We start from the raw sequence: 22,550 nt of genomic DNA, 5'->3' as shown, positions 1-22,550 counted from the left end.
GGTGTCACTTGACGCTGTGCTCAGGTATACAGAGTTCTCCTCGCGGAGCAGCCTTACATTTTCGGGAATTCCGTCGGTGCAACGGAGGCTCACTGGCATGAGCGATGGTTTGTCCCCCACCACGCCCCCGGCCCTTCGGTTCTTGTTCCGCTACCGCGATCTGGTCGCTGACACACTGCCCGAGCATCGCGCCGTCCTGCAGGAGCGGGGGTGGTGCTGGTGGGGATGGTGGAAGCGACCCAACGAGCCTGGCCGGCTGGAGATATGGCAGGCCTTGGAGCAGGAGACACGCGCAGGGCAGCGGGTGCTGATTGGACTGTTCCACTCCGGTACGGGCGCCGTCCATCCGGCGTCCGTCGAGCGGGTAATCGTCCCGCAGGCCGATGAGCTAGGTAACTATGTTTCGCTCAGTCCGCCCAGCGCCGAGCAAGATGGCGTTCCCCCGTACTACCGATCGAGTCGACACAGTCGGGGCTGGTTGCGGTTGGTGGTCTTGGCCGAGGAGCCGATCGAGTTCTTCGGGAAATTCTCGTTCGCCTCGGCGCCGCCGTTGCCGCACCACCCGGCAAGCCAGTTGGAGCGGCTAGTCGGCAAGCGGATTCTGGACGCCGACGAGCTACGCGCGATGGACACCACCATCTGGGAAATCCGGGCAGCCCAGCCAGGCGATTCCCACGAACGGTTCCTGACCGCGTCGCAGCGCGAGGACGGCGCGCTGTCCGCAGAGCCGATCGCTTGCCCGGGGCCGTGGCTGCTGCACCTCACCGATCCGCACTACGCGACCGGCCGGTTCCGTTCCGAACATCAGTGGCGGCTGGAGACCGAGGACGGGGCGACACGCCCCACCATGGTTGACGCAATTTCGAACGCACTCGCTCATCACCAGCGATCAGTCGGAGCGGTCCTCGTAACGGGCGATCTCACCTACGTCGCCGCCCGCGAGGAGTTCGAAGCGGCTCGGGCCGGCCTCTTCAAGTTGACCAACGGTCTTCTCGGCCTGGGCATGGAGCATCTCGTAGTCATACCCGGCAACCATGACATCGCGTGGACCCGCAGTGACTCCTACGATTACGGGGCACCGGTTGAGGTGGCACCAGCCGAGGCCACCGCCAACTACCGGAACTTCTTCAAAGCACTCTATGGCTACCCGGCTTCGCCCCACCTCTCGATGGCTCGCCGCTTTGTCTTCCCTGGCGGCAACCTCGTCGATGTCGCCGCGGTCAACTCAAGCTCTCTGGAACAGGGTCAGTCGTTCCTGGCAGGCATGGGCCGCGTGCAGGAATCCGCCTATCGAGAGGTGACGAGTGCCCTGACCTGGTCAAGTCCCGGCTCAGCCCTACGGGTGCTCGCCCTGCACCACCATCTTGCGCTGACCGAAGACCTGGAGTCCTCCAATGAATACGCCACTGGCTTCGGGATCGCCATCGATGCGCCACGGATCCAGCGCATGGGCGCTCGCGACGGTGTGCACCTTGTCGTGCACGGGCACAAGCATCGTGCGTTCGTCTGGCGTGCCGAGGCGTACCATCTCCCCGAATACAGCAACGAGCGCTGGGAGTTGGGGCGCTTCAACATTGTGGGCGGCGGAAGCAGCGGCTCGAAATCGTCAGACGGGCGGCGTAACTTCTTCAACCTGATCAGGTTGGCCGGCCCGGTCGTGGAGTTGGAGATGTACCGGAGCCAACACGAAGGCGCGTTCGAACGCTTCATGACCTGGAGGGCACCCTTGGCCACTGACACCGACGGCCGACTGGAGATCGCTCCCTGGCAGGTCGTCTCTCCATGACCGCTCGACGCCCGCTCGTGAACGCGCTCATCCTCGACATGGACAACACGCTGTACGACTGGGTCGCTTACTTCGTACCTGCGGTCCGGGCAATGGTGACCGAGGCCGCAAAGCTCCTCGACGTGTCCGAGGATGAGCTACGTAGCGACCTCCAAGCCGTACACCGCATACACGGCAACACAGAGCACCCATTCGCGCTGCTTGAGACCACTGCCGTCGAACGCCACCTTCCCGGTATGAGCCAGCGAGCACGACACGAGTACCTGCTGCCTGCCTTCGCCGCATTCAACGAAGTCCGACGACACCGCCTTCGCCTCTACGCAGACGTTGAACGGACCCTCCAGGCCATCAAGGCAACAGGTTGCCGCATCGTGGGCCACACGGAGGCCAAGGACGTGAACATCAGCAGCCGGGCACGCGCGCTCGGGCTGGAAACGATGTTGGAAGCGGTCTACGCGCCTCAGTTCATCGGACCACCGCACCCTCTAGGTGCCGAGCGGCAATCGACCCCTGGCGCAATCGAGGTTCGTGTACTTCCGCCGACAGCACGCAAGCCCAACCCGGACATCGCCCGTCGGATTGCCGAGCAACTCGGTGTGCCGCCCACCCGCTGCCTGTACGTGGGGGACAACCTGAACAAGGACGTCGTAATGGCCAAACGAGCGGGGATGCTCGCAGCCTGGGCGCGTTACGGCACCCACCACGACCCCGGGCTTTGGCGGGACCTGGTCGCGCTGTCCCACTGGGATCCCGCAGCCGTCAGTGCCGCAGAGAACACGAGCGAGGACCTAGCCCGCTTTGGGCCTGACGTCACGCTGGACGCCTTCCACGAACTACCTGGTCATTACACATTCGCGGCTAACCCAGGATCTCGGCGAGCTCAGCTGGCGTCCAACTGTCGGGCAGGCGGGTCCGTCGAATGAGCGAACCCGCTGCCGGGCTGGGCCGCTGACGGGGACCACGCGCTTCGCCGGTTCAGATCACCAATGTTGCTTCGAAACTCGCTGAGCCACTCGCCAGTCTCCGCCTCGACCAGCTCGGCTGTGCGCAGCACAAGCGTACGGATCAAGTCCTCACGGCGTCGTACCGTCAGATCCACCTCGTCGTCATCCGTTGCGGTACTCAAGTCTGCGGTTACCCAGTCCAACCTGAACTCGGTGAGTGCCCGTTGAAGCGCCTGCACGGTGGCGATATCCCGCATCCACGCGGACGACAGCCCAAAAAAGTGGTCGAATGCCAGACAGCCACCCGCCATAGCGAGGAGGACGTACCCCCAACTGGCACCGCGGCCACCGCTAGCCGCGCTGACCAGCGGTACGACACCTCCGGCGATTCCCAGCAGTATGGCGCACCCGCGCAGCATGCGGGAAGCTGTGCGGCGGATCGCCTTGTCTCGCAGGTACCAGGCGATCGAATCCTCAGCCTGGCCCTCCGCCCACTCCCGCAGGCGCTGCAGGACAGCCTCCGGCTGCTGCTCCGCCCCCATGTCAGGGAACGGCCGGACGGTCATGTCTCGACGCGGGATGCGACGCACTTCATGGACGTGGCCGTCGCCGGTTACCACGACTCCTCCGACCGCCGCACACGGCGAGGGCCACCCACGAACGTCAGATCGAGAATCGGAAGACACTCTCGCCGCATACCGACAGCCTGCATCGCCAGGGCGCGGCGCTCAAGAGCAAATGCCGCTCCGGCAACGGGCAGGCGTCAGTCGGCTTGGGCGGCCAGTTCGCGGGCGCGGTCCCGGGCGGCTTCCAGTGCGGCGAGCAGCGCGGCCCGTACGCCGTGCTTCTCCAGCTCACGGATCGCCGAGATGGTGGTGCCGGCCGGCGAGGTGACGGCCTCGCGCAGCTTGACCGGGTGTTCGCCGGAGTCGCGCAGCATCACGGCGGAGCCGACGGCGCTCTGCACGATCAGCTCGTGCGCCACCTGGCGGGGCAGACCGAGCAGGATCCCCGCGTCGATCATGGCCTCGACCAGCAGGTAGAAGTAGGCAGGGCCGGAGCCGGAGAGCGCGGTGACGGCGTCCTGCTGTGACTCGGGCACCCGGATCGTCTTGCCGAGGGGCTTGAACATCTCCTCGGCAAGCGCCAGGTGCGCCCCCGTGGCGTGCACACCTGCCGAGATGGCAGTCATCGCCTCGTCGACGAGCGCCGGGGTGTTGGTCATGACCCGGATGACCGGGGTGCCCTCGGGCAGCCGGCGGCTGAAGAAGGCGCTGGGCAGCCCCGCGCAGAGCGAGATGACAAGCTTGTCGGCGGGCACCTTGGGGCCGATCTCGTCCAGCAGAGTGCCGGCGTCCTGCGGTTTGACCGAGATCGCGAGTACGGCGGCCTCGTCCACGGCGGTCAGGTTGTCGACCACACGTATGCCGTAGCGGGCGGTCAGTTCCTCGGCGCGGGCCGGCCGTCGGGCAGTGGCGAGCAGGCGGTCCACCGGCCATCCGGAGCGCAGCAGGCCGGAGAGCATCAGCTCGCCGATCTTGCCCGCACCGATCACGGCGACCGTGTGCACTCCGGCTGACATGTGCCGTACCCCCTCGCGTCGGGTCGCGGCGCGGCGGACCCGCTGGCCCGCCGCGCCGCCCTAGGTGTTGATCAGCTACCGAAGAAGACCTCGGCCTCGGCGTACCGCTCCAGCGGCACGGTCTTCAGCTCGCGGGTGGCGTCGGCGAGCGGCACCCGGACGATGTCGGTGCTCTGCATCGCGACCATCTTGCCCCAGTCGCCCTCGTGGACCGCGTCGATGGCCTGCAGGCCGAGGCGGGTGGCGAGGACCCGGTCGAAGGCGGTCGGGGTGCCACCGCGCTGGATGTGGCCCAGCACCACGGTGCGGGCTTCCTTGCCGGTCTTGGCCTCCAGCTGCTCGGCCAGCCACTGGCCGATGCCGCCGAGGCGGACGTGGCCGAAGGAGTCCAGCTCCTGGTTGGCGAGCACCATCTGGCCGTCCAGCGGCTGGGCGCCCTCGGCGACCACCACGATGGGGGCGTACTGGTGCTGGAAGCGCTTCTCGACGTAGCCGGCAACCTGGTCGACGTCGAACTGACGCTCGGGCAGCAGGATCACGTTGGCGCCGCCGGCCAGGCCGGCGTGCAGGGCGATCCAGCCGGCGTGCCGGCCCATCACCTCGACGACGAGGGTGCGGTGGTGGCTCTCGGCGGTGGTGTGCAGCCGGTCGATGGCCTCCATCGCGATGTTGACAGCGGTGTCGAAGCCGAAGGTGTAGTCGGTGGCGCCCAGGTCGTTGTCGATGGTCTTCGGCACGCCGATGACGTGCACGCCCAGCTCGTAGAGCTTGGTGGCCACGCCCAGGGTGTCCTCGCCGCCGATCGCGATCAGCGCGTCGACGCCCTGGCTGGCCAGGTTGTCCTTGATCCGCTCGACGCCGTTCTCGATCTTGAACGGGTTGGTCCGGGACGAGCCGAGGATGGTGCCGCCGCGGGGCAGGATGCCGCGGACGTCCGCGATCTCGAGGGGACGGGACAGACCCTCCAGCGGGCCCTTCCAACCGTCCCGGAAGCCCACGAACTCGTGACCGTAAGTGGCGACGCCCTTGCGGACCACCGCCCGGATGACCGCGTTGAGACCTGGGCAGTCGCCGCCGCCGGTGAGCACGCCGATACGCATGATCCGCTCATCCTCCTGGAGCATCAGGTAAAGCCCGATTTGCCCCAGGATATGTGTCAGATCAGACCATCGGCGCCGTTGCCGGCCCGGGGCGGGCCGTCACTGCGAACTGTAGTCGGCCTGCCTGTGCAATGACAGCGCGCCCCGGGCTGCCCGGCGCCGGTCAGTACGTCACCTCGTGGTTCTCGCCCGGCGCCGGCGGCTGGCCCGTGACGACGGCCCTGGCGAACCCGAACAGGTTGACGACGGTGCTGCTCGGCGAGTCCCAGTACTCGGCCGAGCTGGCGTGCACCTTGATCAACGTCAGCCCGGGGGTGTCCGGTCCCTGCGGGAACCACACAGTGAGCACCGGGTTCCACAGCTGCTCGGCGCGGTCCCTGTCGAACCCCTCGGTGGCGGTGCCCGCCACTGACACCCAGGCACTGCGCTTCTGATCGGAGAACGCGACGTTGACCTCCGGATTGACCCGGATCTGGCGGGCCTTCGCGGAGTCGGCGGAGGCGAAGAACCACAGGTCCCCGTCGAACTCTGCCTCCTGGAGCCCCATCGGTCGGCTCACCAACCGCCCGTCCAGGCCGATCGTCGTGAACATGCAGATCCGTGCCTCGCGGACCAGCTCGGTGACCCGGGCGCGGGCCTCGGCGACGCTGGTCGGCTCGTTGCTCATGGCACTCTCCCTCAGCTCGGCTCGTCGAACCGATGCCCGGGACAGAACCGGTCAAACCTGCAAAGGTACGACCACTCTCAGCGGGTCGTCATCGCCCGCCAGCGGGCCAGGTTGTGCCGGGCGTCGACAAGCGCGTCGTGCCGGGCGGCGTCCGCGTCGGGCAGGGCGGGCCGACCCTTGTCGTCCCAGAGTTGGCGCAGGTCCTTGGTGAACCGGGGGATCTCCCGGGGAAGCGCCGGCATCGCGCCCCAGAGCTGCGCGAGGACCACATGGTCGTACGCGGCGTACCAGGCCCACAGCTCCATCTGCTCCCCCGGCCGGTCCCGGACCGGCTCGACGAGGAACTCGTACAGGTCGTCCCGGATGCGCTCACGGGAACGCCAGGCCCGGTCGGCGGGCGAGGGCAGCCTGTCCAGTACGTTGCGCCGGACCCAGGGCACGGCACGGGAGTCGTCGAACTCGGTGGAGACCGCGTAGAACTCGCGGCCGTACTCGTCGACGACACCGATCGAGACGAGATCGACGATCCGACCGTCCTCGATGAATTCGCAGTCGTAAAAGTAGCGGTAAACCATTCCGGCCATCCTCGCCCACCGGCGCCGGGCGCGTCCCGGCAGGGCCCCGAAAACGGATCACCGCAGGTCAGCGTCGGTCCGAGCGGCCGATGACGACAAGCACACCCCTGCCGGTACGCCACAACTCGCCACGGTCACGGAAGTGCTTCGAGGGGTGTACAGCAAGCGACCGGACCGTCATGATCTGATGTGTATCGCTAGCCGGACGCCGAATCGGTGTCAGTTCACCTTGTCGGGGCCCATCAGGTTCGCCCGGTGAGCGAGTTGTGGTCCTTGACCGGGGAGGGGTTGGGCCGTGGAGGTTCGCCTGCCGGAGCCGGGTGATGCGCTCACGGGTGTCGAAATGTTCGCCGGACTGGAGCCTGAGGTGCGGCAGCGCGTGATCGCCGCCGCTGTCCCGCGCACCTACCGCAAGGGACAGTTGCTCTTCGTGGAGAACGACCCCGGTGAGTCGCTGATCGTCCTGCGCCGGGGTGCCGTGGCCGTGTTCCGCACCGCGCCCACGGGCGAGCGGGCGGTGCTGTCGGTGATCCGTCCGCCGGATGTGCTCGGCGAGGTCTCGCTGCTCGACGCCTCCACCCGGTCCGCCTCGGCCGAGGCCATCGAGGACTGCGCGGCCCTCGCGCTCTCCCGGGGCGCGTTCATGGAGCTTGTGCATTCCAATCCGCGCATCCTGGACGCGGTGATGCGCTCGCTGGGCGGGCTGATCCGCCGACTCACCGAGCAGAACGCCGACCACGTCTTCCTGGACCTGCCCGGACGGGTGGCCAAGACGCTTGTCCGGCTGGCCGGCGAGAGTCAGGCACCGATGATCACGATCGAGCTCAACCAGAGCCAGTTGGCCGAGATGGCCGGCGGCTCCCGGCAGAGCGTCAACCAGGCGATCGGCTCGTTCGCCAGTCGCGGCTGGCTGCGTACCGAGGGTCGCCGGATCGTGGTCACCGACGTGGCCGCGCTGCGCCGACGCGCCGGCATGAACGACCGCTGACCTGCCCGAGGGCTGTCAGCACACGAGACGGACGCGACGGTGCCGGGTCACCCGTGGGTGACCCGGCACCGTCGTCGTGTCGGCCGCTCGGGGTCAGACCCCGGAGCTGCCCGGCCCGGCCCACTTGTCCGGACCCTTGCCGTCGCCGCCCGGGCCGTGGGTCTGCTCGCTGACGATGCCCTCGGCCTGGAGCGTGGCGAGCGTCGCGGCGTCGACATCCACCGACTCGCCCGCGGAGTGGTTGACTCCGTTGCCGTCGGTCCAGTCGCTTTCCAACTTGACGTACACCATTGACCTGTCCCCCTCTGGTCGCTGATCGATATTGCCGACTGAATGTAGTCCGCAAACCCGCCGGTGGACTGTCCGCTAACCAACAGGCCGGTACCCGACAGCGGTCCCGGCGGTGATACTCCGTCTGACGGGACGCCGTGGGCGTCGACCGGTCCGCCAGTGGAGGGTGTCATCGCCGCGCAGTGTGAGCGCTGTGGACGCACGGCCGCCGACGGCGATCGCTTCTGCGGTGGCTGTGGCGCCGAGCTGGGCGCTGTCTGTCCACACTGCCTGCGTCCACTCGCATCGGACGTCACGTTCTGCACCTCCTGCGGGTCGCCCCGACCGGGCACCGACCGGCCGGCCGCCATCACACCTCAGGAGGACCGCCGCCGGGTAAGCGTCCTCTTCGTCGACCTGATCGACTTCACCCCGTACGTCGAGCGGACAGACCCGGAGCAGGTCCGGGGCATGCAGACGGGTTTCTTCTCCGCGGCCCGCCGGGTCGTCGGCCAGTACGGCGGGGTGGTCGAGAAGTACATCGGGGACGCGGTGATGGCGCTCTTCGGTGCGCCGATCGCCACCGAGACCGATGCGCTGCGCTGTGTGCGGGCCGGGCTGGAGTTGCAACGGGTGCTCACCCGGTTCGCGCCGACGGGCAGCACCGAAATGCGGTTCCGGGTGGGCGTGTCCACAGGCGAGGCACTTGTCGACGTGGCCGCCGCCCGCGACGGTGGGCAGGCGATCGTGGCCGGGGACGTGGTGAACACCGCCTCGCGGATGCAGTCCGTCGCGCCGCCGGGCGGAGTGCTGGTCTGCGGTGCCACGCACGCGCTGACGAAGGACGCCATCCGCTACGAGGAGCAGCCCCCGGTCACGCTGCGCGGCCGGTCGTCGCCGACCGAGGTGTGGCTCGCCCTGTCTCCGCTGCGCCGCCAACCCACCGACCGGGAGCCGGACACGACGCCGCTCGTCGATCGGGAACACGAGCTGGGCATGCTCGTCAACGCCCTGCACCGGTCGCTGCGTGACCGGCTGCCGCAGGTGGTGACGATCTTCGGTAGGGCCGGCATCGGCAAGAGCCGGCTGCTGCGGGAGCTCTACCGGCACGCCGGCCGGCTGGTCGACGAGCCGCTGACCTGGCGGACCGGGCGTTGCCCGCCGTTCGGGGAGAACGTCACGTTCGCGGCGCTCGCCGACATCGTCAAGACCGAGGCCGGCATCCTGGACACCGATCCGGCGGGCAGCGCGGCTGCGCGGTTGGCCGCCGCCGTCGGTGAGCTGATCGGGCCGGGTGAACGGGACCGGGTGGTGGACGCCCTGCGCCCGCTCGTCGGATTGCCCGGCACGCCGCTGCCGGCCGAGGAGGCGGAGTCCGCGTGGCGGCGCTTTCTACTGGCGCTGGCCGCCCGGCGCCCCACAGTGCTGGTCTTCGAGGACCTGCACTGGGCCGACGACGCGATGCTGCGCTTCGTGGAGCTGCTCGGGGCGGCCGCCAGGGAGGCGCCGCTGCTGCTGCTCTGCACCGCCCGCCCGGAGCTCGTCGACAGGGATCCGAGCTGGGCCGGCACCATCACCGGTTCGGTGACCATCACCCTGCCGCCGCTGCGCGACACCGGCATCGCCGCCCTGTACGCGCACCTCTTCGGCCAGGCGGCGTTCTCCGCCGACATGCTCACCCCGCTCATCGAGGTGGCAGGCGGCAACCCCCTCTACGCCCACGAGTACGTCCGGATGCTGATCGAGCAGGGCGCGTTGCGGCAGTCCGGGCGGGGCTGGTCGCTGGACAAGCAGCTCGAACTGACGATGCCGGAGAGCGTGCACGCGGTGATCGCCAATCGGGTGGACCTGCTGGACGCGAAGGACCGCGCGGTGCTGCTGGCCGCCTCGGTGGTCGGGGTGCAGTTCTGGCCGGGCGCTGTGGCGGCCGCGCTGGGGCAGCCTGTCGAGTCGGTCGAGCGCGCGCTGCGCCGGCTGGAGCAGCGCGACTTCGTGCACGAGCAGTCGGCGTCGACGATGGCGGGGCAGGCGGAGTTCCGGTTTCGGCACGTGCTGGTGCGCGACGTCTGCTACCAACGGCTGCCGCGTACCGAGCGGGTGGCGCGGCACGAGCGGGCCGCCGACTGGCTCGACGCCCTGTCGCAGAGCCGCGACACCGACCTGGCGGAGGTCCTCGCCCACCACCGCTGGGCGGCCCACGAGATCGCCCGCTCGCTCGGTATGCAGGTCCGCCGGTACGCGGCCCCGGCGCGGCAGGCGCTGCACCGGGCGGCCCGCCGGGCGTACGCGCTGCACGGGCTGGACGCGGCGGCGAGCCACGCGGGCCGGGCGCTCGGCCTGGCCGACGACAGCGACCCGGTGGGGCGGCTCCAGTTGGAGCTGCTCAGCACGGAGATCTCGTTCTACCGCGACGGCAACGCTTTCCTGTCCGGTGGCGGGCCGGAGCAGGTGCACGCGCTCGCCGACCGGCTGCTGGCGCACGGCGACGACGCCTGCGCCGCCCGGGCGTGGACGCTGCTCGGGCAGGCCGCCTGGCTGCGTGCCGACCGCAGTGAGGCGTTGGCCTGCCTGGACCGCGCGGTACAGCTGTTCGAGCCGCTGCCGGACAGCCCGCAGAAGGCCGACGCGTACGCGGAGCTGGGCCGGTTGCACATGCTCAACTACGAGCGGGACCTGGCGGTGGCGGCGGCGGACAGCGCGGCGGAGATCGCGGAGCGGCTGGGCCTGACCGAGACCCGCACCAACGCCCGGATCACCGCAGCCACCGCCCGCTACCAGGCCGGTGATCGGATCGGGCTGGACGAGCTGCACGCGGTCGTCGAGTTCGCCCGGGCGGGTCAGTTACTGGCGCTGCCCCGGGCCACCCAGAACCTCGCCTGGGCGATCCGCGAGGAGGGCGACTGGTTGCGGTCGGACGCCCTGCTCTCGGCGGCGCCGGCCCGGACGGCAAGCGGCCAGACGTTGACCACAAGCTATTCGGCGGAGGCGATGCGGGCCTGGTTCGAAGGTGACTTCGGCCGGCTGCTCGCGGCGGCGGAGGCGTTCGTGGACACTCCGACCGGCAGTTGGGACATGCAGGTGCGGGGGTTGCGCTGCTGCCTGCTGGTGCTGCGCGACGACGATGATCCGAGCGACCTGGCCGACGCGCTGGACACCGCGCGGCGCAGCGGGTTCCACCGCCTGCGCTGGACGATGCTGGGCATGGCGGCGCTGTGCCGGGCGTTGCAGGGCCGTGCCGTCGAGGCGGCGGAGCTGATCGACGAGTTGGACCTGTCGTGGTCGGCGGTGCCGGCTCTGGCCAGCGGGGAGTGGATCGCAGCGGCCGCGTACGCCGCAGCCCTGGCCGGGCGGGACGCCTCGGTGCGGGTCCGGGCGATGCTGGACCGGGTGGGTCATCGGACGCCCTGGTCGGAGGCGGCGTTGCGGACGGTGACGGCGGCCGTGTCCGCGGCGGACGGTGACCACAGGCGCGCGGCCGAGCTGCACCTGGCCGCCGCCGAGACGTACGGTCGGATTCCGGACGCCAGCGACCGGGTGCTGGCGCTGGCGCTGGCGGCGGCCGAGCTGACCCGTGCCGGCGATCCGGCGGCGGCCCGGGTGCCGCGTGCCGAGGTGGGCACCTTCGCGTTGCGCAACAACGCCCCGGGTCTGCTCGCGCTGGCTGGCCGGCCGATCAGCCCGACCGGGCCGGCGGTGGCCTGTTGAGCGTGGGTCAGGTGGCTGCCGGGGCGGGGGCGAGCTGCTTGAGCTTCTGGGCGTAGATGTCGACGTACTCGCGGCCGGAGAGTTCCATCAGCTCGTACATGATCTCGTCGGTGACCGCGCGCTCGACGAACCGGTCACCGGCCATCCCCTGGTAGCGGGAGAAGTCGAGTGGGGCGCCGAAGCGGATCCGCACCCGAGCGATCCTGGGGATGAGCTTGCCGGGCGGCTGGATCTGGTCGGCGTTGAGCATCGCCACGGGCACCACCACCGCGCCGCTCTCCAGGGCGAGCCGCGCCACGCCGGTCTTGCCCCGGTAGAGCCGGCCGTCCGGGGATCGGGTGCCCTCGGGGTAGATGCCTGCCACTCCCCCGGCGCGCAGCACCTGCAACTGGGTGTCCAGGGCCGCGCGGGCTGCCTGGCCGCCGGAGCGGTCCACCGGAATGGTGCCGGTGCCGACGAAGAACATCCTGGTCAGCCAGCCCTTGATCCCCTTGCCGGTGAAGTACTCGGCCTTGGCCACGAAGGTGACCTTCCGCCTGGTGATCAGCGGGGTGAAGATCGAGTCGGAGAAGGAGAGGTGGTTGCTGGCCAGGATCACCGGGCCGGTCGCCGGCACGTTGTCCAGACCCTCCACCTGCGGGCGGAAGATCAGCTTGAGCAGCGGACCGAGGAGAACGTACTTCAGCAGCCAGTAGAACACCGGCGTCCTTTCCGTGGTGTGCCCGCGACGGGACGCCCATGCGGGGCAACGCCGCCGTCGCCGACGAGCCTACGAAGCGCCAGCCCTTCCCACAACGGACGAGGCGGCATCGACGTCCCTCGGCAGGTCCAGCGGTCCCCGTTCATCTCGCTCGGCGTGTCGGGCCGCTCGGGCGCCGCCGGTCATCGAGATAGCACGTGTCGCGCAAGAACGGACAAAGAACCCTGCCGCGACCTGCGGCGGCGGCCGGGAGTTTGGAAGACGCGACGCAACGCACTCCCGGAACCGACCCCGGACGTGTCACGATTCAGAGCACGGCGTGCGGGCGGGCGTCGAGGGGGCGGGACGGCCGCGCCGAAGGGCGCGTTGAGGAGGATGTCCGGGTGTCAGCGGGTGGGGCCCGCCGGGGACGGCGGGACAACGGGCTCGACGCGAGCGAGTACGCCGTCGTCGGCGACGTCGATCCGCGCGTCGGTGAGCACCTGCTCGACGTGCTGGCCGCCGGCGGGATAGCCGCCTACCTGCAACCGTCCGCCGACCTCAACCCGGTCACCCGCACCACCACGGTGCCGGCCCGCCCGGTCGACAGGCTGTACGTCGACCGCTCACACCTGACCACTGCCCGCGACTACCTCACCCAACTCTCCGACGAGACTGCTCCGGAGCAGCCCCCGGCCCGTGACGAGCCGGACATCGACGCCGAGTGGGCTCGGATCGTGGCCGGTTTCCACACCACAGCGACCACCGACGAGCGCCCGTGGCCGGCCGCGGAGAACGTCGACGAGCGCGACGAGCCAACCACCGGTCCGCTCGCCCGCTCCGGCACCGACGAGGCCGGTCCGACCGCCACCGACGTCCGCCGATTGCCGTCGGCGACCGACATCTCCGGGATCTCGATCGGACGGGGCGCCCGGCCGGACGAGCCGTCGCTGCTGGACGGGCTGGACACGTTCGGGGCCGATCTGCCCGACGACGACGAGGACGAGGGTTACCACCCGCCGCCTCCGCCGCCGCTTCCCCGGTTCTCCAAGTACGCGGTGATCGGCACACTCGCGGTGGTCGTCGGATTCGTGCTCTTCCTCTTCCCGTGGCTGCTCCCGATCGACCGTTCAGCGGTCACCCTGTTCGGCTTCACCGGCATCCTTGCCGGTTTCGTCACGCTGATCTGGCGGCTGCGACCCGGCGACGAGGAAGACGACGACCCGGACAACGGCGCCGTCGTCTGACGCCTAGGGGTTCTCGACCGCATCCCGGGACAACGCCGACCCGCCCGGGGCGTAACAATGGTGTAACTTACGGTCAGTAGGAATACCGATGTACGTCACTTCCCCCGCTGACTGGCCGGTTTTTCCTTGCTCGTGGCGGTCAGTCCTCTGCTGATCGGAATGCCCGAGATGCGACAGAGTTCCCTCGTGGTGGTGGCCAACCGCCTCCCCATCGACGACAACCAGGCACCTGACGGGGCCTGCGAGTGGCGCCGAAGCCCCGGCGGGCTGGTGAGCGCGCTGCACCCGCTGCTGCGGCACACCCCGGCCACCTGGGTCGGGTGGGCCGGCGGCACCGGCCCGGCCCCCACGCTTCCCGACGTCGACGGCGTCCGGATGCACACCGTCCCCCTCAGCCACGAGGATCTCCGCGACCACTACGAGGGGTTCTCCAACGCCACCCTCTGGCCGCTCTACCACGACGCCGTCGAGCAGCCCGAGCACCACCGCCGATGGTGGGAGGCGTACCAGCGGGTCAACCAGCGCTTCGCCGAGGCCACCGCCGAGGTCGCCGAGCCCGGCGCTGTGGTCTGGGTGCAGGACTACCACCTGCAACTGGTCCCCGGGCAGTTGCGCGCCCTGCGACCCGACCTGCGCATCGGGTTCTTCCTGCACGTGCCGTTCCCGCCACCGGAGCTGTTCATGCAGCTGCCCCGCCGGGCCGAGCTGCTGCAGGGCATGCTCGGCGCCGATCTGGTCGGCTTCCAGCGCGCCCAGGCCGCGCACAACTTCGCGCAGCTCGTCACAAGGGTGCTGGAGCTGCCGGCCACCGACCGTCGGATCGGGATCGACGACCGGGTGGTCCGCATCGGCGCGTTCCCCGTCTCCATCGACACCACCGAGATGGAGGCCCTCGCCGCCCGCCCCGACGTGGCCGCCCGCGCCCGCCGACTCCGCCAGGACCTCGGCGACCCCCGGCAGGTCATCCTCAGCGTGGACCGGATGGACTACACAAAGGGCATCGAGCAGCGCCTCAAGGCGTACAGCGAGCTGCTCGCCAGCGGCGACGTCAAGGTCCACGACACGGTCCTCGTCCAGGTGGCCATGCCGAGCCGGGAACGCGTCGGCCAGTACCAGATCCTGCGCGAGCGGATCGAGCGTGAGGTGGGCCGGATCAACGGCGAATACGGCCGCGTCGGCGAGCCGGCCATCCACTACCTCACCCAGCCCTTCGACAGGGCCGAGTTGGCAGCGCTCTACCGGGTCGCCGACGTGATGGCGGTGACCCCGCTGCGCGACGGGATGAACCTGGTCGCCAAGGAGTACGTGGCCGCCCGGGTGGACGACACGGGTGCGCTGCTGCTCAGCGAGTTCGCCGGCACCGCCGCCGAGCTGTCCCAGGCGTACCTGGTCAACCCGCACGACCTGGAAGGGCTCAAGCAGGCGATCTGCACTGCGCTGCGGACCAGCCCGGCCGACACCACCGAGCGGATGCGGGCCATGCGCGCCCACCTGCACCAGCACGACATCCGGGCCTGGGCACGCTCCTACCTCAGCGCCCTCGACGAAAGCGGTGCCCTGGTCAGCCGCCTGACCAGGACCGACGACACCCCCGACGACACCATCCGGGTGCCACGACCCGCCGACCGCACCACCGAACGCGCCACCGGCTGACGCAGCGGCCGCCGGTCGCTCAGCGCGCCACCGGCTCCTTCTCCAGCCAGTCAAGGATCGCGTCGATCGGCTCGGCCCACCGCACGTCGAGCATCATGTCGTGCCCCATCCCGGGGAACAGCAGCGGCGCCGAGCCGTACCGGCGGGCCACCCGCGTCAACGTCGACGCCGGCACCACCCGGTCGTCCGGGCTGCCCAGCACCAGCACCGGCGGCGAGCCCACGGCCGGTTCCGCCGCCGGCTCACCCAGCAGCGACCACTGCGCCCGCCGGCCCGCCCGACCGAGCCGGCCGACGTACCGCCGGGCCTCCTCGTCGGGCAACTCACGGCTGAACAACTGCCCACGGCTGAGCCGCAGCGGCCCCCCGAACACCGCCGGCAACGTGCCGGCCGGGTTGCGGCGCAACGCCGCCCCGAACACCTTCCACCCACCGAAGACCGGCGCCACCAGCACCGCGCCGCGCGCCGGGTAGCGGGCCAGCGCGTGCGCCACCACGAGCGCCCCGGCACCGTGCCCCACAAGCACCGCCTGCCGCGGCAGGCCCGCCGCCACCTGGGCCACATCATGGGTGTACGCGCGCAGCGTCGCCTCCGGCGCCGGCTCACTGCCGCCGTGCCCCCGAAGGCTCATCGCGTACGCCGGGAAGCCCCGCGACGCGGAGTGGCCCAGCCAGTGCTCGGCGAACGCCCACGCGCCGTGACCGAACCCCGGAACGAACAGCAGCGGAGGCCGCCCCTGCTCCAACTCGGGAACGGCGCTTACCACCTCACGCCGCGCCGGCCGGACCGGGCGGGACCACTCCCGGCCCCGCATGATCCGCAGCTCACTCGTCGCGGTCACCAGACCAGCCTTTCGTTCGCGACTGCGGGGCTCGCAAGCTCACTCCTCGCGCTCACTTGCCCTCCAGGTCGTGCAGGGCGCGCTGGACGGCGCGCAGATAGTCGGCGTGACCGACCTCGAACCAGTGCCGGCTGCTGTCCTTGACCTGCCCGGAGTAGCGCTCCCCGGCCCGGTCGCGCACCCGCTGCGCGAACGCCGCGGCCCGCTCCGGCCGGTCCCGGCGGGCCCGCAACAGCCGGGCGAAGAGCACCGTCTGCCAGTGCGACAGGGCGAACAACCCGGAGTCCGGCTGCACCAGGCCGGCCACCGCGAGCGTCGGGTGCCCCGGTGTGAACGCGTTGAGCCACAGCGTGGGCCGACCCGTGCCGGCGCTGTCACCGAACACCGATGCGTCGAGGAACTCGAAACGCGGCAGGTAACCCGTGGCGAAGATGACGAGCTCGGGGTCGATCTCGCGGCCGTCGGCCAGCTCCACCGCGTACGGGTGGAACCGGGCCACGTCGGGCACCGGGCCGATCCCGCCATGGCCCACGTAGTAGACGAGCTGGCTGTTGGCGATCGGGTGCGTCTCGTACACCCGGTGGTCGGGCTTGGGCAGGCCGAAGCGGGTCAGGTCGCCAACGGTCAGCCGCAGCGTCCAGTGGTAGAGCCACTGGCGTACCCGCAGCGGCACCCGCAGCGCCAGCAGCGAGTCGTTGACCTGGTCGGCGGGGCGGCCGAGGACATACTTCGGGGCGTACCAGTAGCCGCGCCGGGTGGAGTGCCAGCAGCGCGAGGCCTGCTGGGCGGCCTCCACGGCGATGTCGCAGCCGGTGTTGCCGGCGCCCACCACGAGGACCCGCTTGCCGCGCAACTGCGCCGGGTCCTTGTAGGACGAGGCGTGCATGATCTCGCCACGGAACTGCTCAAGGCCCTCGTAGCGGGGCAGCTTCGGCGACCAGTTGTGCCCGTTGGCGATCACCACCGCGGCGTAGCGGGAGGTGCGCTCCGGGCCGTACCCGCCGGTGGAGCGGGTCGTCACGTCCCAGCGGTCCCCCTCGGCGGGCTCCACACGGACCACCTCGGTGCCGAACCAGATGTGCGACCGCAGGTCGAAATGGTCGGCGTAGCGCTCGAAGTACGAGAGCAGCTGGCTGTGGTGCGGGTAGTCCGGCCAGGAGTCCGGCATCGGGAAGTCGGGGAACTGGGTGAACGGCTTCGACGAGATCAGGTGGGTGCTCGCGTACACCGGGCTGCGATCGTGGCGCCAGTTCCAGGCGCCGCCGACTCCGGTCTCCCGTTCGTAGCAGTCCACCCCGAAGCCGTGCTCGCGCAGGTTCTTGATGGCCGTCAGGCCGCTGGCCCCGGCCCCGATGACGCAGACCGTGTCGCTCCGATCGGACAGGGGGCGGACGTCGCGGCTCTGCGCCGACGGCGTCCCCTCCGGGTCGGGCCGGCCGTGGTCGGTGGAGGTGGACACCGGGACATCTCCTTTTGTGCGGCACGGGTGCCGTTCGCCGCGAAATCCTCTCCACATCAGCGCCGGATGTCCAGTCCCGACGCGGATCGATCGGCGGGCGGGCGGGCGGCGGGTCAGCCGGAGCTGGGCAGCAGCAGGTCGACCAGGACCGGAAAATGATCGCTGGCCCGCCGGGTCTGCGGAGTGTCCACCACGTCGTAGTCGACCACTGTGACCCGCGGGTCGACGAAGAGCGCGTCGATGCGCCGACGCGGGTCCGCGCACGAGTAGGTGAGCCGGTCCGCCCGGTCGGCCGCCACGGCGGCGTCGGTGAGCCCGTCGGCCACAGTGGCCCAGGCCGGCCCGTCCGGCCCCTCGTTCAGGTCGGCACCGACCACCACCGGGCCGCCCGCCGCCGCCAGGCCGCGCTTGAGCTCGGCGGCCTGCCCGGGACGTTCGGCAGGATCGGTGGACAGGTGCGAGCCGACCAGGCTGAACCGGGCGCCGCCGACCCGGCATTCGGCGTACGCGGCGCCGCGCAGGTGCCGGCCCGGGGTCAGCGGGAAGCGCTGGCACCTGGTGCCTGTCACCTGCACGCGCAGGCTGGTCAGCAGCAGGTTGCCCAGCGCGGGCAGCCCACCGGAGGCCACCACCAGCCCGAACGACTCGGCGAGGGCGGCGGACTTCTCCCGCCACCGGAACCGGCGCGGCCCTTCCTGCACGATCACCACGTCCGGGCGCGCGGCCCGGACCACCGCCGCCAACGCGGCGGTGTCGTCGCGCTGGCTGTGGATGTTGTACGACACCACACGCAGTGGTACGCCCGAGACCTCGTCCATCCCGACCGTCTCAGATCCGCCGGGCCAGGTCGGCCGCGCCGATCACCCCTGCGCTGTTGCCCAGCTCGGCGGGGAGCACCTCGGCCACCGGCAGGCGGCCCCGCTGGGCGAGCGATTCGACGTAGGAGCGGCGGGTCGGGCCGAGCAGCAGGTCACCGGCGTCGATCACGCCACCGCCGACGACAAGGGCCTGCGGGTCGAGGATCTGCGCCATGTCGGCGAGGCTGGTGCCCAGCCAGCGGCCGATCTGCGCGAACGCCTCGGCGGAGACCATGTCGCCGCCCTGCGCGGCGGCGGTCACCATCGGGCCGGTGATCGCCTCGGCCTCGCCACCGGCCAGGTCCAGCAGCGCCGCGGCACGTTGCGGCTCCTGTCGGGCGCCGGCGCGGGCGAAGCGGACCAGGGCGCTGCCGCTGGCGTACTGCTCGATGCAGCCAAGCCGCCCGCAGCCGCACTGGTGACCGTCCGGCACGGCAAGCATGTGGCCCAGCTCCGCGGCGATGCCGTGCGCGCCGCGGACCAGGTCACCGCCGAGCACGATGCCACCGCCGACGCCGGTGCCGATCGTGAACATGACCATGGAGTCGTCGGCGGCCCGGGCTGCGCCGTAGCGGAACTCGGCCCAGGCGGCCACGTTCGCGTCGTTCTCGACGATCACCGGCACCCCGACCGCGCTGCTGACGTACTCGCGCAGCGGCTCGTCGCGCCAGGCCAGGTTGGGGGCGAAGAGGACAGTGGAGCGGTGAGCGTCGATCCAGCCGGCCGCACCGATGCCGACGCCCTCGATGACGCGCCCGGCAGCCAGCTCGCTGACCAGCTCGATGATGACGTCGCGGGTCTTGCCGACGTCATCGGCGGGAGTGTCCCGTCGGGCCTGCACGAGGACCTTGCCGGTGTCGTCCACGACACCGCCGGCCACCTTCGTGCCACCGACGTCGACTCCGATGGTCAGCGTCACCGCTGCCGCTCCCCTCTGCTGTCCGGCCCACGCGCCGACGGCACGCCGGTCCGGGTCAGGATGTCCCGCGCTCAGGCGACGTCGCCCGGTGCGTCCGCACCGGTGTCGTCGGGCACCCGCGAAGCGGGCACCACGGGCCGGCTGGTCGGTGCCGGTGCGGCCACCGACCCGGCCTCGTCGACGGGTACTGCGGTGGCCGGGGCGGGTGGGCCCGCCGTCCGGGTGGCGACCGACCAGACATCCCGCTCCGGCGCCGGCTGAGAATCATGCCCGCTGCGGGTGGCATCGCGCCACACGTGATCGTCATCGGTTGAGCCGGACCGGTCGGTCGGGTGGGGCTGCGGTGCCGGGTCGTCGCCGCTCGGGCCTGTCGTCTGCCCAGGTGCCGGCGAGGTCGGTGCCGACGACCCCGACGGGTCGGCCGCAGGCTGGTCGACCGGGGCGAACGCGCGGAGCAGGCTGGCGACACCGGCCGCGAGGTCGCCGGCTCCGGTCGCGAGGCGCTCGGCGAATTCCGGACTCGGATCGCGTAAAGCGGCGATGCCACGACAGACCGGGCAGACGCAGCATTCCGCCGAGCCGGTGGCGAAACCGCCGCCGGCACCGGAACCGCTGCCGCCGCCACCGGGCGGGGCACTGTGACCGAGGACACCGGACAGCATCCCGCCCAGCGAGCCGAACGCGCCGCCCGCCGCCTGACCGGAGGCCAGCCGGGCCCCCGCGAGCACTGTGGCAACCAGTCGTTCCGCCTCTTCCCGGGCCGAACCCGGATCCGTTCCGCCCACCGTCGGCTCCCCTACCGTGCTGCCGGACACGTCACTGCGCTGTACCGGGTGCTTCTACCCGGCGCTTGAGCTGCTTCAACGCGGTGTCCATGATCATCTTTTCGGCCTTGCGCCGGAACATGCCGAGCATTCCCACGGACAACTCGACCTCAAGCGTGTAGGTCACCGTGGTGCTGCCGTCCGGGTTGGCCGCCAGGTCGTACGAGCCGCGCTGGCTCTTCTGCATCTTCGAGGGGGCGACGAGATGCCACTCGACGCGCGACACGTCCTCGGCGTACTCGTAGGCGAGCACGTACTCGTCGGCCATCACCCCGGCGTCGATGGTGAAACGCACCTGGCTGGCGTAGCCGTCCTCGTACTCCTCGATCACCTCGGCGCGGCGCACCGCCTCGGTCCACTCCGGGTACCGCGAGAAGTCACAGATGACCGCCGCCACCCGGTCCGGTGACGCGCCGATGATGATCGACTGGGTGGAGGAGTCCGCCATGCGCGAAGGCTACCCGGAGGGCGCCTCCCCCCGCGCCGCGCCGCCCCCGCCACACGCCGAACCGGCTCCCACGAGGCCGGACAGGCATCCTGCGTGTGCCACCCGTACCACCCGCCGGGTAGGTTTCGAGCAGGCCACCGCCCTCGCGCGGCGGCCCGCCCGGCCAGTGCGAGCACGAAGGAGTGCAGGTGCGCGAGTTCTCTGTTCCGCCGATCGTCACCGTCGGCGAGGCGGCCAACCTCACCGATCCGGTGTGGGACAACGCCGAGGTCGCACCGGACACCGTCCAGTTCGCCCGCGCCACCCGGTCGGCCGACGGCACCGTCACCACCTGGGCGGAGATCACCTGCCTCCAGTTCCGCGACGAGGTCGCGGCGGTGGCCCGAGGGCTGATCGCAGCCGGCGTCCAGCAGGGCGACCGCGTCGCGCTGATGAGCCGCACCCGCTACGAGTGGACGCTGCTGGACTACGCCATCTGGGCGGCCGGCGCGGTCACCGTGCCGATCTACGAGACGTCAAGCCCCGAGCAGGCCGCGTGGATCCTCGCCGACTCCGGCGCGGTCGCCGTCGTGGTGGAGACCCCCGCGCACGCCGCCCTCGTCGACGGAATCCGCGAGCGGGTGCCGGAGCTGAACCACGTCTGGCAGATCGAGCAGGGCGCCGTCGACGAGCTGGTCACCACCGGCGCCGCCGTCGAGTTGGTCGAGGTGGAGCAGCGCCGCAAGGCGACCCGCGCCAGCGACCTGGCCACCATCATCTACACCAGTGGCACCACCGGCCGGCCCAAGGGCTGCATGCTGACCCACCGCAACATGTACGCCGACATCGCCAACGCGGTCCCGGTACTGCCGAACCTGTTCAACGCCGGCGCGGCCACCCTGCTCTTCCTGCCGCTGGCGCACGCCTTCGCCCGGCTCATCCAGATCGGCGTGGTGCAGGCCCGGGCCACGATGGCGCACTGCTCCGACACCAAGAACCTGATCGCCGAGTTGCAGGACTTCCGGCCGACCTTCGTGCTCTCCGTACCCCGGGTGTTCGAGAAGGTCTACAACGGGGCCAAGCAGAAGGCCGAGGCCAACGGCAAGGGCGGCATCTTCGCCCGCGCCGAGCAGGTCGCCATCGCGTACAGCGAGGCGTTGGAGACACCGCGCGGGCCGAGCCTGACGCTGCGGGCCCAGCACGCGGTCTTCGACAGGCTTGTCTACCGCAAGCTGCGCGCGGCGCTCGGCGGCCGGTGTCGCGACGCCATCTCCGGCGGCGCCCCGCTCGGTGCCCGGCTCGGCCACTTCTTCCGCGGCATCGGCGTGCCGATCCTTGAGGGCTACGGGCTGACCGAGACCTCGCCCGCCGCCGCCGCGAACCTGCCCACCGGCACCCGGATCGGCACTGTCGGTCGGCCGCTGCCCGGCGTGACAGTGCGCATCGAGGACGACGGCGAGATCCTGATCGCCGGTGACCTGGTCTTCCAGGGCTACTGGCACAACGAGGTGGCGACCGCCGAGGCCCTCACCGCCGACGGCTGGTTCCGCACTGGCGACCTGGGCCAGCTCGACGACGACGGCTACCTCACCATCACCGGCCGCAAGAAGGAGCTGATCGTCACCGCCGCGGGCAAGAACGTCGCCCCGGCCGTGCTGGAGGACCTGGTCCGGTCGCACCCGCTGGTCAGCCAGTGTGTCGTCGTCGGCGACCGCCAGCCGTTCATCGCGGCGCTCGTCACCATCGACGAGGAGGCGTTGCCGACGTTCCTGGAGAACGCCGGGCTGCCCGCCGACACCCCCGTCGAGCAACTGCGCGAGCACGAGGGTCTGCGGGCGGAGATCCAGTCGGCGATCGACACCGCCAACCAGTCCGTCTCCAAGGCCGAGGCGATCAAGGTCTTCCGGATCCTGCCCCAGGACTTCACCGAGACCACCGGTGAGATGACCCCGTCGATGAAGGTCAAGCGACAGGTCGTGCACAAGACGTACGCGGCTGAGATCGCCGATATCTATCGGGGCTGACTA

At 70.7% G+C, this 22,550-nt stretch carries 20 protein-coding genes; 7 read left to right on the top strand and 13 right to left on the bottom strand.

Annotated elements, in window-relative coordinates; translation table 11 throughout:
* The first annotated feature begins 97 nt into the window (after positions 1-97).
* Together F4558_RS04390 and F4558_RS04385 are read left to right on the top strand one after the other, a co-directional pair.
* Positions 98-1,786, top strand: coding sequence for a calcineurin-like anti-phage phosphoesterase MisA (locus F4558_RS04390; protein ID WP_053658023.1), 1,689 nt, complete (start codon positions 98-100; stop codon positions 1,784-1,786).
* Positions 1,783-2,709: a haloacid dehalogenase-like anti-phage phosphatase MisB gene (locus F4558_RS04385; RefSeq protein ID WP_082377586.1), complete on the top strand. Its 927-nt coding sequence runs from the start codon at positions 1,783-1,785 to the stop codon at positions 2,707-2,709. Before F4558_RS04390 ends, F4558_RS04385 begins: the two co-directional genes overlap by 4 nt.
* Here the strand turns inward: F4558_RS04385 and F4558_RS04380 are convergent.
* From F4558_RS04380 to F4558_RS04360, 5 genes are all read right to left on the bottom strand, one after another.
* Entirely contained in the window at positions 2,667-3,296 is a 630-nt protein-coding gene (locus F4558_RS04380; RefSeq protein ID WP_157552755.1) for an SLATT domain-containing protein, read from the bottom strand. The genes F4558_RS04385 and F4558_RS04380 overlap by 43 nt on opposite strands.
* A gap of 197 nt (positions 3,297-3,493) precedes the next feature.
* Positions 3,494-4,312, bottom strand: coding sequence for a pyrroline-5-carboxylate reductase (gene proC, locus F4558_RS04375; RefSeq protein ID WP_053658018.1), 819 nt, complete (start codon positions 4,310-4,312; stop codon positions 3,494-3,496).
* 71 nt (positions 4,313-4,383) lie between these two features.
* Positions 4,384-5,412 (bottom strand): 6-phosphofructokinase, encoded by a 1,029-nt coding sequence (locus F4558_RS04370; RefSeq protein WP_053658323.1) that lies wholly within the window; start codon positions 5,410-5,412, stop codon positions 4,384-4,386.
* A gap of 163 nt (positions 5,413-5,575) precedes the next feature.
* On the bottom strand, positions 5,576-6,079 hold the full coding sequence (locus tag F4558_RS04365) for a pyridoxamine 5'-phosphate oxidase family protein (protein ID WP_053658016.1): 504 nt from the start codon (positions 6,077-6,079) through the stop codon (positions 5,576-5,578).
* A gap of 77 nt (positions 6,080-6,156) precedes the next feature.
* The gene (locus F4558_RS04360) at positions 6,157-6,654 is read right to left on the bottom strand and encodes a polyadenylate-specific 3'-exoribonuclease AS (RefSeq protein ID WP_167947233.1); all 498 of its coding nucleotides are present in this window, start codon (positions 6,652-6,654) and stop codon (positions 6,157-6,159) included.
* Between the two features lie 295 nt (positions 6,655-6,949).
* Between F4558_RS04360 and F4558_RS04355 the strand changes: the two genes are divergently transcribed.
* Positions 6,950-7,642, top strand: a complete 693-nt coding sequence (locus F4558_RS04355) for a Crp/Fnr family transcriptional regulator (RefSeq protein ID WP_030337710.1) — start codon at positions 6,950-6,952, stop codon at positions 7,640-7,642.
* Between the two features lie 93 nt (positions 7,643-7,735).
* Here the strand turns inward: F4558_RS04355 and F4558_RS04350 are convergent, their stop codons facing one another.
* Positions 7,736-7,933, bottom strand: a complete 198-nt coding sequence (locus F4558_RS04350; RefSeq protein ID WP_053658012.1) for a hypothetical protein — start codon at positions 7,931-7,933, stop codon at positions 7,736-7,738.
* A gap of 159 nt (positions 7,934-8,092) precedes the next feature.
* Between F4558_RS04350 and F4558_RS04345 the strand changes: the two genes are divergently transcribed.
* Positions 8,093-11,617, top strand: coding sequence for an adenylate/guanylate cyclase domain-containing protein (locus F4558_RS04345; RefSeq protein WP_082377585.1), 3,525 nt, complete (start codon positions 8,093-8,095; stop codon positions 11,615-11,617).
* Between the two features lie 7 nt (positions 11,618-11,624).
* On the opposite strand, the gene F4558_RS04340 is transcribed toward F4558_RS04345, so the two are convergent.
* On the bottom strand, positions 11,625-12,317 hold the full coding sequence (locus F4558_RS04340) for a lysophospholipid acyltransferase family protein (protein ID WP_167943268.1): 693 nt from the start codon (positions 12,315-12,317) through the stop codon (positions 11,625-11,627).
* Positions 12,318-12,700: 383 nt separating this feature from the next.
* Between F4558_RS04340 and F4558_RS04335 the strand changes: the two genes are divergently transcribed.
* Positions 12,701-13,543 carry a hypothetical protein gene (locus F4558_RS04335; RefSeq protein ID WP_053658008.1) on the top strand — a complete coding sequence of 281 codons (843 nt, stop codon included), beginning with the start codon at positions 12,701-12,703 and terminating at the stop codon, positions 13,541-13,543.
* A gap of 168 nt (positions 13,544-13,711) precedes the next feature.
* On the top strand, positions 13,712-15,196 hold the full coding sequence (locus tag F4558_RS04330) for an alpha,alpha-trehalose-phosphate synthase (UDP-forming) (RefSeq protein ID WP_245241265.1): 1,485 nt from the start codon (positions 13,712-13,714) through the stop codon (positions 15,194-15,196).
* A 19-nt stretch (positions 15,197-15,215) separates the two neighbouring features.
* Here the strand turns inward: F4558_RS04330 and F4558_RS04325 are convergent, their stop codons facing one another.
* The 6 genes from F4558_RS04325 to F4558_RS04300 form a co-directional block, all read right to left on the bottom strand.
* The gene (locus F4558_RS04325; RefSeq protein ID WP_167947231.1) at positions 15,216-16,010 is read right to left on the bottom strand and encodes an alpha/beta hydrolase; all 795 of its coding nucleotides are present in this window, start codon (positions 16,008-16,010) and stop codon (positions 15,216-15,218) included.
* Positions 16,011-16,089: 79 nt separating this feature from the next.
* A complete protein-coding gene (locus F4558_RS04320; RefSeq protein WP_053658006.1) occupies positions 16,090-17,496 on the bottom strand; it encodes a flavin-containing monooxygenase in 1,407 nt (468 codons plus the stop codon).
* A gap of 113 nt (positions 17,497-17,609) precedes the next feature.
* Entirely contained in the window at positions 17,610-18,314 is a 705-nt protein-coding gene (locus tag F4558_RS04315) for an endonuclease/exonuclease/phosphatase family protein (protein WP_167943267.1), read from the bottom strand.
* 10 nt (positions 18,315-18,324) lie between these two features.
* A complete protein-coding gene (locus F4558_RS04310) occupies positions 18,325-19,272 on the bottom strand; it encodes an ROK family glucokinase (protein WP_053658004.1) in 948 nt (315 codons plus the stop codon).
* Between the two features lie 71 nt (positions 19,273-19,343).
* Complete coding sequence (locus tag F4558_RS04305; RefSeq protein ID WP_053658317.1) at positions 19,344-20,057, bottom strand: hypothetical protein; 714 nt, start codon at positions 20,055-20,057, stop codon at positions 19,344-19,346.
* A gap of 31 nt (positions 20,058-20,088) precedes the next feature.
* A complete protein-coding gene (locus F4558_RS04300; RefSeq protein WP_053658002.1) occupies positions 20,089-20,544 on the bottom strand; it encodes an SRPBCC family protein in 456 nt (151 codons plus the stop codon).
* 188 nt (positions 20,545-20,732) lie between these two features.
* Between F4558_RS04300 and F4558_RS04295 the strand changes: the two genes are divergently transcribed.
* Positions 20,733-22,547: an AMP-dependent synthetase/ligase gene (locus F4558_RS04295; protein ID WP_053658315.1), complete on the top strand. Its 1,815-nt coding sequence runs from the start codon at positions 20,733-20,735 to the stop codon at positions 22,545-22,547.
* Positions 22,548-22,550 lie beyond the last annotated feature (3 nt).

It is taken from the genome of Micromonospora profundi, assembly GCF_011927785.1.
Lineage (GTDB): Bacteria > Actinomycetota > Actinomycetes > Mycobacteriales > Micromonosporaceae > Micromonospora > Micromonospora profundi.
The sequence above is the reverse complement of the archived record's forward strand: the minus strand, read 5'-3'. Positions and strand labels throughout refer to the sequence as shown.